We start from the raw sequence: 14723 nt of genomic DNA on the forward strand, positions 1-14723 counted from the left end.
AGCACACTCGCAATTTTCAATCAATTCTAATTTTTACTCATAGTGATGTAATAATTCTCTAGCATGGGAAGTAATCCGTTCGATTAATGAGTGAGGCTCTTTTACTTTTGCATCCTTCCCTAAACGATAGAAGAAGGGTGCAGAGTAGATCAGCGCCTGCTCATCACCTTCCATTTCAAGAATCCACGTTTCTTCATCAACTCTTTTAAGGTTATCCTGAAATAAAGGATGACCGCTGCATTGCCTGGCTCCTTCATTGGTTAAAAAAGCACGTAACGTAGTCATATAATGCGTGGGAGTGTAAGCAAAAAAATCATTTAGATTCATGTTTATTTCTTCATCTTTTCCTGCTGATTCAAGCTTTAGAATTCGGTCTGCACGGAGTAGGATAATCTTTTCTTTTTCATAAGCGTAAACAGGCACATACCACAGACCATCTTGCGCAAAGATCCCCATTGGAAATACGACGTATGATTTATCCCTATCTTTTGAACGATACGTTACCTGAATACGTTCCTTCTTCAAACTAAAATCGAGAAGATCTTGGAGGAATGGGTTTCTTACATTACGGGTTGGTGAATAAAAACGTACATGATTCTCGATTGCATCAACTTTCTTCTTCGCTTCAGGATTTAACTGATGATAAAGCTTATGTAAGGAAGTCTTAACCTCCGCTTGGAATGGGAGATCATTCATATGAACTAAAGACTGAAAGGCGAAGAATAGGGAAAGGGATTCATCTTTCGTAAAAAGAACCGGAAATGCCAGATTGTTTTGTAAGACACGGTATCCCCCACCTCTCCCTTGCTCAGAATAAAGAGGAAGCCCCATCACACTTAGGTCATCGAGATACCGACGTACAGTACGGGTAGAAAGACCGAATTCATTGGAGACTTCTTGTACAGTAAATGCTCTCCTCTTATTGATATACATCATAATCTCGAATAAACGAGAGGATTTAGACATGTTGCCACTCCTTTTTCTAAAATAGGACAAAACCTGTCACCGTTTCTTGCTATAGTATGTCTTGTAAGAGAGTAGACTTTACATGAGAAAGGATGAAAAATCAATGTCACGAAACGTCATGTTATACATTGCTACAAGTCTAGACGGGTACATTGCTGATCAAAATGGGGGTGTGGATTGGTTGCATCAATTTGAAGGGGGAAGTGATTTCGGCTATTACGAATTTATGGAAACAATTGATACAACCTTAATGGGAAGAAAAACATATGAGCATGTTTTACAACTTGCAGATGAATTCCCTTATGCGGACAAGACCAATTATGTCTTCTCCTCCACACAAACCGGGGAGAATAAGCATGTTCAATTTACCAAAGAAGCTCCTGAAGCATTCATAGAAAGAGTAAAGAAACAAAGTGGTAAGGATATCTGGATTGTGGGAGGTGCTTCCCTCTTAAAGAATTTTATAGCTCGAGATCTCATTGATGAATTTAAGATCTTTACGATGCCCATAATTCTTGGTGATGGGATTCCACTTTTCGAGAAGCCATTAGAGGAAAAGAAACTTTCATTGAACGAAGTCAAACAACACGGGGATGTTGTGGAGTCAACCTATTCAAAAATGAAGTAATAGAGGGAGCGCAGAGTGTTTAGCTAACACTCTGCGTTTTTTTGCTTGTATATATAGCTCCAACAACCTTAATTAATTTTAAACGGGTATTGCTTACCACCAACCCATCCATTGAATAGATGTTTATTGTTACTTTGATATAAAAGGCTTCAACAAGTGGCTTAGTCCTTTTAAAACACTCATGTTCGGCTGAATGACAACCTTTCTTACCATCGAATTGTGAAGAGACTTTGTCACTAAATCGAGTTGGTGGTTGTTTAAGCGTTCAATCCCTCTTCGGAGTACTAGAGAATCATCATAATCTTTCAAGAGCGGCTTACAAAGCGTTTCATAGTCGCCAAGTCCGCAAATATCATGAGCGGCATAAATTCCAGTAAGAAGAGATCCCGTCTGCCCAAAACCCAAGAATGGAGTAATGGCTCCGAAACAGTTTCCAACAAAGAACGTGTTTCCAATCCTTGGATGACGACACTTTCCTATCATATAATCAGTAATGGTAAATTCTTTTTCAATAACAATTTCCTGATTCAGTTTATGGGAGGCTTCTTTCACCATTTTGTCCCAGAACTCATCTCTTTTTTGTAACCATTCCTCTTTATATTGAGGATAGACAATCACGAGAGTGGCTTCCGTATTGGAATGCGGAATCAGGTAGCCCATACCTTTTGGAGCAAAGTCGTTATTGAACCAGGTGTGCACTTCATTTCGAACAAAATCTCCTTTCACAATCGCACCGGAAAAAGCTGAAGGGAATGCTACATCAAAGGGCTGAATTTGTTGGGTATCCTTTGGGTCGCCTGTGGCTACTACAACATGGGTGTATTCTTTTGATATGTTTTCGTAATTCGCATGGTTGTCATAATAAATTTTACTATGCTCTAACTGTTGAGCTAATTGCTTCTCGTAGGATTCCTTATAGTTACCACGCATATTGGAAAAACCTATTTTCCCTTCTACATAAGCAGACTCCTTTTCCGAATGAACATAGATCTTCTGTACATTGCTGGCCGGCTTTAAATGGATATCATAGGTTTCTGAGAAGAATTTAACAGCGTCCTTAATGGGTGCGTGAAGAATAGGAGTCATCAATTCCGCAATGTCATACTTTAAACCTAATTCCTTCCGTTGTTCAAATATATCAGCAGTATGCCCGTGTTTTTCCAAGGTCAATGCACATGAAAGACCAGCAAGCCCTGCCCCGATAATCGCTATTTTCACAAAGTCGCCCCCTTTTTCCATAGTGTTTGTAAGGAGGGTTATTTTATTCTTCTTTACTATTGCGTCTGTTAGCTAGAGGATTTCCTTCTCTGTATCTTAACGAGTAATACATAAACTAAGAAACCCACTATATAAAGTCCGGTCAATATAGAGATATAAATAATTGGGTTTGTCTTTAAGGCAATTAAAAACACATCAATTGGATAAACATCGCTACAATACTGCACATCTTGAGGTGTGAAGATGAATTGTGGCTTGCAATCTGATTGTGGCAAATAAACGATTTTACTTGATATGATCATCGAATAAATATAGGACACGATAAAAATAGGTATGCAAACCCACCACAATCCCCACCATTTGCTCACACAAATCCCCCCTATAAAATGCTTCTATTTAAACGATGCCACCTGGTAACTTATGAGCTACAGCTCTTGTTCAATAATCAAATCCGTTAGTTGAAGAGCATTCATTGAGAAAGTTATTCTTGTAATTGTTCATTTTCCCTAATAAAATTTTTGATCCAATCGACATCAATTGGGTCATTTATAACATGATAGTATTTATGTTCATTAAAAAAATGAACACGCTTTTCGTAAATGGTAGCTTCTATCGGTATCTGTTTACCTTTTGAATAGATTGAAACCATAAAACCTTCTTCTTTTGACACATCACTATCCCACTCATGGTCACCCATCCTTTTGATACGATAGTTGCTCAGGAAGTCATTAAACTCTTCTGCGTGTAGCTTTTGATCCGTTCTCCATTCAAATCGCTCTATACCTTTATTAAACAACAAAGATTCGAAGTTGGATAAATCATAGCTAATTACATCATCTAACCCTTTTTCTCTATAATCATTAAACTGCTTAACGATAAAAAAGATTATTATTACAACACTTATAATTAAAAGCCATTTATTTCTCATACTCTTGCTCCCTACCTCTTCTTCAACTCTTTTGCGCTGTTAGTTCAATAGGAACACCTATTAAAACACAGATCAAAAACATAGCTTACTGCTTTTCCGAAAAAGTCATCATTATATAATGGGTTAGGATAAGAGTAACAAGCCCTACGCCGAAAAGTATCCCTCCACAAACTATAAAGCTATTTATATAGCTTTCTACCCTAATATGAAATAAAGCAGGATCCGATCTATCCTTGCCAGCCATTAATGTGCCAAAGTTAGTACTAAAAAATAAAAGTACAAACCCTAACACAGATGTGGTAAGCCCGATAGTTACAAAACGATAATAATTATCCTTTGTCATAAAACCCCTCCGTTTCGTTTTGGTTCTCTGATATTCATTACTTAAATTGTTCAGGTAAAGAAATGACTACTCTTGCACAACAATCTCAACTGTTAGCAACACATTTGTTATTCAATCATTACAACTTATTTGGTACTCCTAAATACAGATACATTATAATCAGTTTCCTGATACTACTTATTTATTATATTTGTATATACCACAAACGATATTAATACAAAAAGGCAATACCTACTCCAAACCATAGACTTATCAAATCGTTAATTTAGCAAGACCCCTCATTTCATGAAACAGTCATGTTAGCACTTAAAACCATAAAAATACTAATCCCAAATTTCATCTAATTTATTCGAATAGAAATTAATTGCTTTTTTATAACCTAGAATTTTATCGTCCCTGGTTGTATCAATTAAGCACTTTAGTAACAACTCCATCGCTTCATTGTGCTCATTCAAATTATATAAAGTCATCGAATAAAAGGTTTGAATGGCTCTATTGTTTGGAAATAATTCAATTCCCTTCTGAAATGTCCTCTTTGACCTCTCATATTCTCCTAATGTTCTATATGTACTTCCTAATCCTAATAAGGCACCTTCCAGTTCACTTTTAGACAGCCCTAATTTAATAGCATGTTCGTATAAGGGGACTGCTTCTGATTCTTCTCCTAATAAATCAAAACTCCAAGCGCATTGATAGTTGATTGTGGGATTTTCGGGTTTCTCCTGTACCAGTTCCATAAGTAATGTGTTAGATTTTTTATGATTTCCACTCTTCCGTAATTCAATAGCCTTTGCTAAACCTTTTTCCAATCTTCTCACCTTCAATACTTAATCTATTTATTCCAATATCTCTACCTCGTTTACACAATTAGAACTTCTGAACTCATTTTAACATTAAATCCCAATTTTTATTGAAAATTCTGTAATAATATTATCTTTATTTTCTTCCTGTGTTAGGATTTAGTGAAATAGGAGGGATCATCTTGAATGAAATTAACCAGCTAACCCCTGAAAAACTATGGACGCATAAAGATACAATAGAGGAATTTTTGGAAGCCGAATTAAGACCTCTAATTGATAGCAATAGCTGGATGAAAGAATGGAAGCACATTGCTCAACGCTTTAAATTGCTTCAATTTCAGAATTTCAGTCAAGAAGAAGCTTTGGCTTTTCAATGGGATACAAGGATAGTTGAAGAAATAGTTGAAGATACCATATTACAAGTACGCCAACATATAACGTTAGATAACGTGAAAGTAACAATCGTTCCTGCTATACCTTTTCCTTGGTTTAAAAACTTTGATAGAAGCATCTGGACAAATGGCTTTACGAATAGTCCCAATAGCATTCAAATAGCAATCCCACCAAATCCAGACGAACAATTTTTAAGGTATTTGATTGCTCACGAATTACACCACGCATCTCCTAAAAACCCGATATACGAATTATCATTAGAAACCTTCACTCTAGGTGACTGGTACAAGATGGAAGGGACGGCGGAGTACTTCAGTCTAAACTTGTATGAAGATAAAAGGTGGTGGAAAAAGGATTTTTCTAGAGAACTAGAATCGGAGTATTGGGAAAAAGCAAAGCAACAGATTAACACAACCGACGACACAATTAAAAGTCTATTGTGCTTCGGGGATTCAAATAAAGGAATCCCACAAATGTTCGGATATTCATTTGCTCATAAGATGATCAAAAGCTATGTAAAAAACAATCCAATAGGTACTTACAATGACCTTTTCTTTATTGATGTTTTGGATTTTATTGAAGCGTATGAGAACGATGTTAGTGCTTCTATTAATAATTATGAATGAAATGACAAAAAGGCTTGGAATGATTTCCAAGCCTTTTTGAGTGCTGTTTTTGTTTCTGATCATATATTTGATATAAAAACTAAACTAAGGGTTAATTTTCCTCCCCGGAAACTTAACTAATCTTCTTGAGAAACAACTATGGAAGAAGCGACGCTCTTGTTCAGCAATCGCACTCATTAGCCTTAAAACAGAACTAATTATTCTAAAACTTTCCAATCTTCATATGTATTAGCTTCTAAACCTAAATTTCCGGTACTTAACCAATCAAACGCTTTTAATACAAGTGGAAATGCATTGTTTAAACAGTAAATATCTATTTGAACGCTATCCCTTTAATGATATAGGCTCTACTTGATTCATAGGAACACTTCTCTCCTTAAGAGAGTAAATATAAATGGCAGGGATCATTAAAACCAACGCGCCTATAACTAACGCTGCATTTGTTGTAGCAAAAGCGGGGATGGCTCCAGATAAGAACGAACCCAGCATAGCGAAAATCCCTCCTAACACGTAAGTGGAACTTCTCACCCTTGAGAGGGCTCCATCAGGTGTGATTCCTTGATGAACAGAGGCTTGCACGACAAACGCCATCGATAAAGCTCCATCAAATAAGACCATACCGAAACACGATAACCAGTAATTATAGCTGATGCTTAATAAAAAAGTTCCCGCCCCTGAGATCGCAAGAAGAACAGCTAATGTCGGGATCCAACTCAGCTGATTCATCCACTTTAACAAGAGAACACCTACTATATTACCGATTCCTGCACACGCTAGAAGAAAACCTATTGAATCAGGGTCAAGATTGAGGGTATTCTTCCCATGAATAATTACAGTTAGCACGACGAAAGAGGTGGAAAAACTTAGTACACATATCGTCACTGTACTAATAAATTGGAATTCATTATCTACCAAGTACTTGAATCCTTCTTTAGATTTCTCCGCAAATGACCTCATCTTCTCACGGACCTGGTTCTCTTTTGAAGGAGATGCACCAACATCTTCTGTATACTTTACCCTCCACATCCAGATCATCGAGAGTAAAATAAATAGACCACAAATCGCCATAGTCATAGAAGCCCCATACCTAGCAATAAGGATTCCACCTATAAGGGGTCCAATGAGGGTCGCAATAGCATCTGCTGCCTCCAAGCTTGTATGAGCATTTACGAGTTTATCTCTCCCGGACACAGATGGGATCATAGCATTAAAAGCCGTTCTGCTTGCAAGGCCACTCACACCTGCCAAGAATAATAACGAAGCAATGAGCAGACTATTGATGTGATTGGACAATAGCAGTAATGACAGAAAGGAAACAATAATAAAGGAAAAGAGTTTTGAAAATACCGCAATAGTACGCTTATTCTTACCTTCAATCCAAGTTCCCATTGGCACTGCTAGTAGAATAGAACCTAGTTGCTGAGAAAGGGCTACTAAACCTGTAATGAACGGAGATTTAGTTAAACTTAAAACAATGAGCGGAATGGCTAGCTCCTTAAATCGCCCTCCTAATATACTACTTAAATTTGATGCCCACATTTTCATGAAATTGCGGTTCACCAAATAGTATGAAAACATTTTCAACACCTCTATTGATTTGATAAGAAAGTGGCAAAAATCTAAGTTTCTACTTTCATCTCCTGCATGATTCTTTCGACGCTTAACCCACATAAGAATATGTTGCCTTAAGCCCTTTTCCATACCAAACGAATAAATCAGTTCATAATTTTAATTAGTAAAAGTATTAATAACACAATTAAAGTTAAAATTATAAATACCACTGAAAGAGACACAATTGGGACATAACTCAAAAGACCACCTCTTTTCTTGCCATTAATAGTAATCAATTCTTTCAGGTGCTACATCAACCTCTATGATGATCACCTTTCCCAGCGGTTTCGTACCCATTCATGAACTACCGTTACAACCACTCTAATTGTTAGATGATGTAACCCCTAATAAAGTTTCATTTATTTATATTTTTAAAATAAAGTATGGGAATTAATAAGAAAATAGGACACGCCAGCATCCTTAGAAATTTCTTAAATATCGTTATCAAAGGGTATAAACTTCACCAAATCAGGCAATATGAATCACTCAGATATCTATATAGTTACTCCATCAATCCTTTCCCAATGATATATGAGAAGCGATAATTCAGCGCCACCTATTTTAATTTCCTCTTTTCTTAAAAATTTTGCACCATAATGCTCATAAAAAAATCGAGTTTTATTATCATCTAATACTTCGACAAATATTTTATTACAGCTTAACTCTCTAAGTTGTTGAAAAACCCGCTTCATCAGCTGTTTCCCTATCCCTTTACCCTGTTGCTCTTCAAGAAGATAAATTGAAGTTAAGTCACCAGCATTCTCATTGCTGTTATGTTCTCTCTTTCCACAATCGGCAAATCCGACGATCTCCCCATTTTCCTTTACTGCAACAAAAACAAAGTTACCATCTTTTGAGATATTCCTTTTCCATAACTCTGTTCTCTGTTCATAAGATAAATTTTGTAAGAACTCGTCAGGTATAATGTTTTTGTAAGTCGTCCTCCAACTATCCACATGTACCTTAGCAATCCCCTCGGCGTCACCATCTGACGCTCTTCGAATCCTCATTAAACCCCTCCATGTATAAATGATATTTGTAATAAAAAGTTAGTTGAGTCTACCTAAGTTCCCTTTCAACAAGTTTGTTTTTCCTAGCTGCATATATGCGACTTGACGGATTGTAATAGATATTCCTTTTACCATTCTCACTTATTGGCTTCAAGTGCTTTAATTCTTTTTTCCAATTTTTCTACTTTCGAAAATGCAAATAATGCAAGGCTTGACGCACCTGTCGCAAGAGAAAACGCCAAAATTACCATAGTGTTCATACCTACATCCACCCCATTAATGAAAGAAACGAATACTCTTATTCAGCAATCGCCCCTCCTCTAGTTCAAGACCTTTATCAATTCAATCTCATCTCTTATAGGAATACCATCATTGCCAATTAAAGGTATCTCTGGTTTTAACTTTCTTGCTTTTTCAACTGCATTACGTTTTATTTGATACAGGGTAAAACCTCGTTTTTGGTAAAACTTTAAAGCTGATAAGTTATCGTTTGAAGTTATTAGTTTAAGAAGTTTACACTTACTCTTAATAGCAAGATTTTCTACTTCTTGAACTAAGGAGGATCCAATCCCCTTACCTTCTTCAGTACTGTCTAATGAAATAATTTCACATTCATTATCTTTAATTATATATGTAATTAAACCAATGATTTCATCTTCTCCATTTAAAATAGTAAAACCATCTAATGCGCTACAATCGTATACGCCACTTGAGATCACCATTTCAGGGCTTCCCCAATGAAACTGAAAAAAATCTATTATTTTATTTCTCGATAAATACTTAGTTTGGAAGATTTCCATTATAAGCACCTCAATTGTTCTATACACTTTTTATATTAACTTGTTCCTTTACCTCAATAGTAAAGTGCTACCTTAACAACACCCCCCGCAGCACAAGCGGCAACTATTTCTTTGAACAATCTGCTTTTCTTGTTATTTTTTAGAAATAATATATTCTATATCAAAGCTTTTACCTGTATCTCTAATAATTTTCATCATGACCTCCTGATTAACCATTTTACTTTTTATTACTTCTTTCTTAAACAAACCTGCCGATTGTACAACTTTATTAAACATTACTTCCGCGTTACTAATAAAAGCGCTTGTACTTGCTCAACAATAGCACCCGTTTGTTGAATAAAATAATTTTTATTTAGACAACTCAATAAAGTAGTTTCTTATATCGGTCGGTAACTCTTCTACTGCAAGAATTTTTAATCTTGGTGTTCCTGGTGAAGTCATAATTACATAAGTTTTTTCCCCATACTCAATCAAAGTGAATTGTCCTACGCTATCAGCGTTCGTATCTAACCTATTTATAAAATCAAAATCTTCTTTCTTAAAGTTATCTTGATAACCCTCTAAGGTTAGTTGTTGTGCCTCTTCAAAATCATCTGCAAAAGAAATCGCTTGATATAATTCAAGTGAATTCTTAGGTGTATAAAAGTAAACATAGTATAATGAACCACCCAAAGAAATAAAGAATACGATTATAAAAAGAATCCACCATTTACGATTGTTTGTCTTTGGAATCCGCATGCATTAATTTCCCCTTCGCGACCCAATTTACCATAGTAACCCATTATCTTTATTAAATAACTCTTTGATTTAAGTTAAGTTGGTTCTCCAAATTCCAATTTTATTTTAACATATAATACCAGACACCTCCTTACTTTCCAGTTTTTTCAACACCCCGAACAACAAACTTATTATCTCGGGGATTTGTACGGTTACAAATAAAAAGGCTCTGTTAAAGAGCGAAGCGAACGAGGAAGCTTGGGAGTTCGTCCACAGGAAAGCGAGTGTTTTCCCCCGGCCCTTCTTACTCCCAACCCAATAAAAAACGTTAGCCTTAACTCACGATCAGTGGCAAATGATCTTAGTTTCGAGTCTTTCATTTAAGGGGGACTTATATGGAACAACATCAACACTACAAATTAACAGAGCCAGTAAAAATAGACCAAACACACTTGATTTGGTCTTCTAACTAGAACGTTAAATTGTAAGTTTCTCCACAAAATAAACGGGACTATTTATACCATTATTTATCCTTTTTGTCAGGTCTACTTTTGATTTCATTCTATTCCCTTTAAGAAGACCTCTACTAAATGTATTCTTGATTCCTCAATCTCGATACCGATCTTAAACCGTTCTTTCTTATGAAGATCAGTTTAGTTTAAGCCAGGTCTTGCGGTCACTATTTATTTTCCTTTCTCTAATGAACGTTTGGCATGCTGTATGGCTTTTTTCATATCGCTTGACGGGTCTTTTATAGAATTGCCGTGTCCGACTGCCAAATAAGTTGGATGATAGGATAAGAGTTTCTCTGCTGTCTGAAGAGCTACCTCCTTATTCCAGGTCGCCAATGCTGGAAATGGAAATGTCCAACGAAGATCTCCTGCTACCGCAATCCCACCTCTGGTTTGTAAAGCATCACCAGCTATTAAGCTATTTGTTCGCTTATCCAGGTAAGCCATCTGCCCAGGGGTGTGCCCAGGTGCTTCAATGGCCATTAACGAACCGACTTTGTCTCCTTCAGTAAGTAAGCGGTCAGGCCTCGTTCTTACATTTTTCGGTGCTCCGCCTTTAATCGTGTTTGTGCCTTCTCCTTCTTCTAACGATAAATCACCCTCGAGGATTTTTAATTCCCTTTTCGGGATAATGACTTCAACGTTTGGAAGCTCAGCTACTAATCCATCAAGAGCGCCAATGTGGTCGCTATGAACATGAGTTAATACAATTTTCTTTATCGGTTTCCCTATAACGCTTGCTGCTTTTAAAATCGCTTTTTTGTTTGTAGCAAGTGCAGCATCAATAAGAATAAGGTGGTCTACTTCCTCAACAAGATAACAATTTACAGGGAAGAGGTGCGGCATATAGGTTAACTGATAAATGTGATTTTCCTTCGTCACTCTCATCCAATCACTCCAAACTAATGGTATTCGTTTTACAACTCCTTTTTTCTCCACCCCCAAGGAGGACGGAGTCTTGAAAATACGAGTTTATGGAGTTGATCACATTTAAATTGGACCTCTTAATAATGAGATCCATGTATTATTCAGGAGGTCTGTTCCACCTTATCACTTCAGCATTAGTGATATTCACTTCTCCTAAGCTCAGGATATGTGGTATATAATGAAACATCCCAAATCGCTTCTCGCCTTTATGGTGTTGTTCCTCGAAGTATTCAATCGTTGCAGACGGAAGAGTCGTTAGCTCTTTATAATTGCTTGAGTTAATGATATGGATTTGATCCTCTCCAATTGCCGACGCCGGCCCCTTGTAGCTTTCTTTCTCATTTAGATAAATCACATTTTGATTATGATCTAAACTTGTAATCGGGATTTTATAAAACTGTAGTTGGCTACTTATGTTTACACCTAAGTCCTTTAAGGTTTTGTATACGAAGTATGGTTGAACAGGTAAAAAATGAACAACATCATTCCACAGGCAGTCTAGTTTGGGAATTCTCTTTTCTAACAACTTAGGTCTTTCTGGATGATCGTAATACTTTTTCTTATAAAGGTTGAGCAACTCTTTATCTTTTAAACGATTTAGCGGAACTAAACTTTCACCTTTCATGTTTTTAGGTACCATGTGATAAATGTATTGGATGTAGCATTCCCCCTTTAGAATCATACTCTATACATATTACCAGAATATTCCGGTAAATAAATAATTACATTTAATGGTTATTAGTGTTATAATAGTACTAGAAAAAGGTAGCCTGGTTATTTCAGGTTGCCTTTTTTTATTTATAACGTTAAATATAATACCCTTTATTTAGTGATGTTCATGATAACGGGTATAGAACTGTAATTAAGGTAAGAGTGCTATACTGAAGAAGTCCATAACATAACTACAGAAAAGGAGACGTGAAATGTGAATGCTATTCTATTACTGTTTATTGGTATCATCTTGACCACATTGTTATCCCTTCTTCTATATCAGCTTAGCCGGAATAAATCACATTGGCTTATGAAATACATACCTTCTGTTGCTGCAGCTTTAAGTATTGGTATCGTTTATTTAAAAATGATTTATATCTCTCAATCCTACGAGCCCATTACTGATATTGTTCTTATGATTATTCTTTCATTTGTGTTTGGAGTATCTTTATTAGCAGCTATTCTTATTGAATTCGTTTCTAGAAATATGTAAATTCTTTTAATTAGCCAGCCTAATGACTTCTCTTTCTTATTCTAATAAGAACGATTAAAAAACTCGTTCACCATCATGTTATAAACTTCAGGACGATCCATATTTGCTGTATGACCAGCATTAGGAATTAGTCCAATATTAATATTTTTATTCTTTTCTTTTATGTATTGTACAGCATCTACTTCGTGCATATCGTTACTGCCGTTAAGAATCAACATTGGCACCTTTAATTCCCTTAAGGTTTCATCAGAAACAGTTGGATAATGATAAGTCTGAGAATATAAGACCTTCCTTAACGTGTCATACCACTTATCTCCGTGAAGTTCCTTTAATTGGTTAGCAGTATTTGGCTCATTCTGTTCGATATTGGTGAAATAGTGGTATTGTGTTTCCATAACACTCTTAAAATGGTCTGGTATAAACGGGGAATAACCAGTTAGGACAATGCCCTTCAACAAGCTTGGCTCTCTTAATGCAACATGAATAGCAAGAGAAGCGCCTAATGATAATCCTAAAATATACCCTTCACCTTTCTCTTTGATTTGTTCAATAACCCAATCTAAAGCTTGGTCAAAATAGTCTTCATTAGCCTCCACTTTCGACGTTCCGTGTCCAGGTAGATCCATTACAATCGTTTCATAGCTGTCTTGAAAGAAAGATATTTGTCCTGAGAAGTGCGAGGGACCTGTTCCCATAAACCCATGTAACATATATACTTTATCCATTTATTTCACCTCAATTTAAATAATCTTAGACTACTTCTTATATTTCAATTAGGGGGAATCCATGGATCCCCCCTAACTTCTTACATATGAACCTCGACCTCTTGCGTTTTGCTGTATTTCGGAAACACCAATCTATTGAACATTAAATAAATCGTGCCTATCAATAACAGAATTCCAGATAACAGAAACACATACTGAACACCAAACCACTCTGTTAAAGCTCCAAACAGCAAGGTCGATACTCCGAATATGAGGGAGAAAACGCCAGACTGAAGGCCATAGATCTTGGGAAGTTGTTCATCTGTAGCTTCTTTCTGTAAAAATGTGTTCAGTGCCACACCTTTTACTTGGCCGAAAATGCCATGGAGGAAAGCCAGGGCTAACGCTAACCAGGCTACCTGGGTAAAGCCAAACGAGAGTGTCATGACCACGACAACAAAAGAAGCCCCTACCATGTATGAACGTAAATTGTGCTCCAAACGATTGTGGTATCTAGCACAAATATATCCTCCTGCAATCATACCAAGGAAGAAACATGTGTTAAGATACCCCCACCACGCCTCAGATCGACCAAGCACTTCTTCGACATAGACATAGATAATCGCAGCCACCCATACGACATTGGCAATAGCCTGCATACCCATTTCAATATGAATAACGCGAAACAGCTTAGAGCGCCAAATCACATTAAACCCTTCGTTTAGCTCTCCTATCATTCTCTTTTTTCCATTTTGTTTCTTAAAAGGAATTGGATCCCTTACCCCATTTAAGAGTACAGTTGAGGTGACAAAGAGAATAAAGGTTAACCAAATTAAGTTTTGTCCACCGATGAGGGAGGCAAGTAGCCCACCGATCGCCCATCCCCCTAGCTGTGTACTCTCTGTTACAATCGAGACGAAGCTGCTCGCCTTCACGAGCTCCTCTTTCTTCACTAATCTAGGTAGCATTGCATCTGTTGCTGGTAACGCCCAGCCATCTAACAGTGCAATGCTCAGAATAAATACGAACAAGAAGAGAATGGGAACTTGTGAAAGTGTATTCCATGTGGCTAATACGGACAAAACGACTGTTTTACTCACCTGTGAAGCCACAAGCAATGCCTTTAAAGGATACCGATTCATTAAGATTGGAGATACCATTCCGCTCATAAACCGGCCGAATGTATTCAAGAACGGAAGCATGGCTAATACAAATGCCGATTCCGCTGAAGCATACAGAAACGTAATAATCCCAACTATATATAGCACATCACCAAAATTTGCGAGCATCTGACCGCTCCATAGTAATCGAAAAGAATTCTTCATCATACGCCCTC

Annotated in this window: 18 protein-coding genes; 3 read left to right on the plus strand and 15 right to left on the minus strand. The window is 36.7% G+C overall.

Annotated elements, in window-relative coordinates; genetic code table 11:
• Positions 1-33 precede the first annotated feature (33 nt).
• On the minus strand, positions 34-966 hold the full coding sequence (locus tag ACYX4O_RS12710) for a helix-turn-helix transcriptional regulator (protein ID WP_476351436.1): 933 nt from the start codon (positions 964-966) through the stop codon (positions 34-36).
• Between the two features lie 103 nt (positions 967-1069).
• On the opposite strand from ACYX4O_RS12710, the gene ACYX4O_RS12715 reads away from it, so the two are divergent.
• The gene (locus tag ACYX4O_RS12715; RefSeq protein WP_476351438.1) at positions 1070-1594 is read left to right on the plus strand and encodes a dihydrofolate reductase family protein; all 525 of its coding nucleotides are present in this window, start codon (positions 1070-1072) and stop codon (positions 1592-1594) included.
• A gap of 129 nt (positions 1595-1723) precedes the next feature.
• Here the strand turns inward: ACYX4O_RS12715 and ACYX4O_RS12720 are convergent, their stop codons facing one another.
• The 5 genes from ACYX4O_RS12720 to ACYX4O_RS12740 all read right to left on the minus strand — a co-directional run bounded on the left by ACYX4O_RS12720 (position 1724) and on the right by ACYX4O_RS12740 (position 4892).
• On the minus strand, positions 1724-2812 hold the full coding sequence (locus ACYX4O_RS12720; protein ID WP_476351440.1) for an NAD(P)-binding protein: 1089 nt from the start codon (positions 2810-2812) through the stop codon (positions 1724-1726).
• 68 nt (positions 2813-2880) lie between these two features.
• Entirely contained in the window at positions 2881-3180 is a 300-nt protein-coding gene (locus ACYX4O_RS12725; protein WP_476351442.1) for a DUF4306 domain-containing protein, read from the minus strand.
• A gap of 113 nt (positions 3181-3293) precedes the next feature.
• Positions 3294-3740 carry a hypothetical protein gene (locus ACYX4O_RS12730; protein WP_476351444.1) on the minus strand — a complete coding sequence of 149 codons (447 nt, stop codon included), beginning with the start codon at positions 3738-3740 and terminating at the stop codon, positions 3294-3296.
• 85 nt (positions 3741-3825) lie between these two features.
• Positions 3826-4083, minus strand: a complete 258-nt coding sequence (locus tag ACYX4O_RS12735) for a hypothetical protein (RefSeq protein ID WP_476351446.1) — start codon at positions 4081-4083, stop codon at positions 3826-3828.
• A gap of 323 nt (positions 4084-4406) precedes the next feature.
• Positions 4407-4892, minus strand: a complete 486-nt coding sequence (locus tag ACYX4O_RS12740; RefSeq protein ID WP_476357127.1) for a tetratricopeptide repeat protein — start codon at positions 4890-4892, stop codon at positions 4407-4409.
• Positions 4893-5065: 173 nt separating this feature from the next.
• On the opposite strand from ACYX4O_RS12740, the gene ACYX4O_RS12745 reads away from it, so the two are divergent.
• A complete protein-coding gene (locus ACYX4O_RS12745) occupies positions 5066-5902 on the plus strand; it encodes a DUF2268 domain-containing putative Zn-dependent protease (RefSeq protein ID WP_476351448.1) in 837 nt (278 codons plus the stop codon).
• Between the two features lie 324 nt (positions 5903-6226).
• Here the strand turns inward: ACYX4O_RS12745 and ACYX4O_RS12750 are convergent, their stop codons facing one another.
• The 7 genes from ACYX4O_RS12750 to ACYX4O_RS12780 all read right to left on the minus strand — a co-directional run bounded on the left by ACYX4O_RS12750 (position 6227) and on the right by ACYX4O_RS12780 (position 12119).
• Complete coding sequence (locus tag ACYX4O_RS12750) at positions 6227-7447, minus strand: MFS transporter (protein WP_476351450.1); 1221 nt, start codon at positions 7445-7447, stop codon at positions 6227-6229.
• A gap of 560 nt (positions 7448-8007) precedes the next feature.
• Positions 8008-8523 (minus strand): N-acetyltransferase family protein, encoded by a 516-nt coding sequence (locus ACYX4O_RS12755; RefSeq protein ID WP_476351451.1) that lies wholly within the window; start codon positions 8521-8523, stop codon positions 8008-8010.
• 137 nt (positions 8524-8660) lie between these two features.
• Positions 8661-8783: a hypothetical protein gene (locus ACYX4O_RS12760; protein ID WP_476351452.1), complete on the minus strand. Its 123-nt coding sequence runs from the start codon at positions 8781-8783 to the stop codon at positions 8661-8663.
• A gap of 60 nt (positions 8784-8843) precedes the next feature.
• The gene (locus tag ACYX4O_RS12765; RefSeq protein ID WP_476351453.1) at positions 8844-9323 is read right to left on the minus strand and encodes a GNAT family N-acetyltransferase; all 480 of its coding nucleotides are present in this window, start codon (positions 9321-9323) and stop codon (positions 8844-8846) included.
• A 348-nt stretch (positions 9324-9671) separates the two neighbouring features.
• A complete protein-coding gene (locus ACYX4O_RS12770; protein WP_476351454.1) occupies positions 9672-10061 on the minus strand; it encodes a hypothetical protein in 390 nt (129 codons plus the stop codon).
• Positions 10062-10723: 662 nt separating this feature from the next.
• Positions 10724-11440 carry an MBL fold metallo-hydrolase gene (locus ACYX4O_RS12775; RefSeq protein ID WP_476351455.1) on the minus strand — a complete coding sequence of 239 codons (717 nt, stop codon included), beginning with the start codon at positions 11438-11440 and terminating at the stop codon, positions 10724-10726.
• 136 nt (positions 11441-11576) lie between these two features.
• Positions 11577-12119, minus strand: a complete 543-nt coding sequence (locus tag ACYX4O_RS12780; RefSeq protein WP_476351456.1) for a group-specific protein — start codon at positions 12117-12119, stop codon at positions 11577-11579.
• A 285-nt stretch (positions 12120-12404) separates the two neighbouring features.
• Here ACYX4O_RS12780 and ACYX4O_RS12785 point away from each other — a divergent pair, with 285 nt between their 5' ends.
• Positions 12405-12683 (plus strand): hypothetical protein, encoded by a 279-nt coding sequence (locus ACYX4O_RS12785; RefSeq protein WP_476351457.1) that lies wholly within the window; start codon positions 12405-12407, stop codon positions 12681-12683.
• 41 nt (positions 12684-12724) lie between these two features.
• Here the strand turns inward: ACYX4O_RS12785 and ACYX4O_RS12790 are convergent, their stop codons facing one another.
• On the minus strand, positions 12725-13408 hold the full coding sequence (locus ACYX4O_RS12790; protein ID WP_476351458.1) for an alpha/beta fold hydrolase: 684 nt from the start codon (positions 13406-13408) through the stop codon (positions 12725-12727).
• A gap of 80 nt (positions 13409-13488) precedes the next feature.
• Entirely contained in the window at positions 13489-14712 is a 1224-nt protein-coding gene (locus ACYX4O_RS12795) for an MFS transporter (protein ID WP_476351459.1), read from the minus strand.
• Between the last annotated feature and the right edge of the window lie 11 nt (positions 14713-14723).

It is taken from the genome of Pontibacillus sp. ABV4_188, assembly GCF_056311905.1.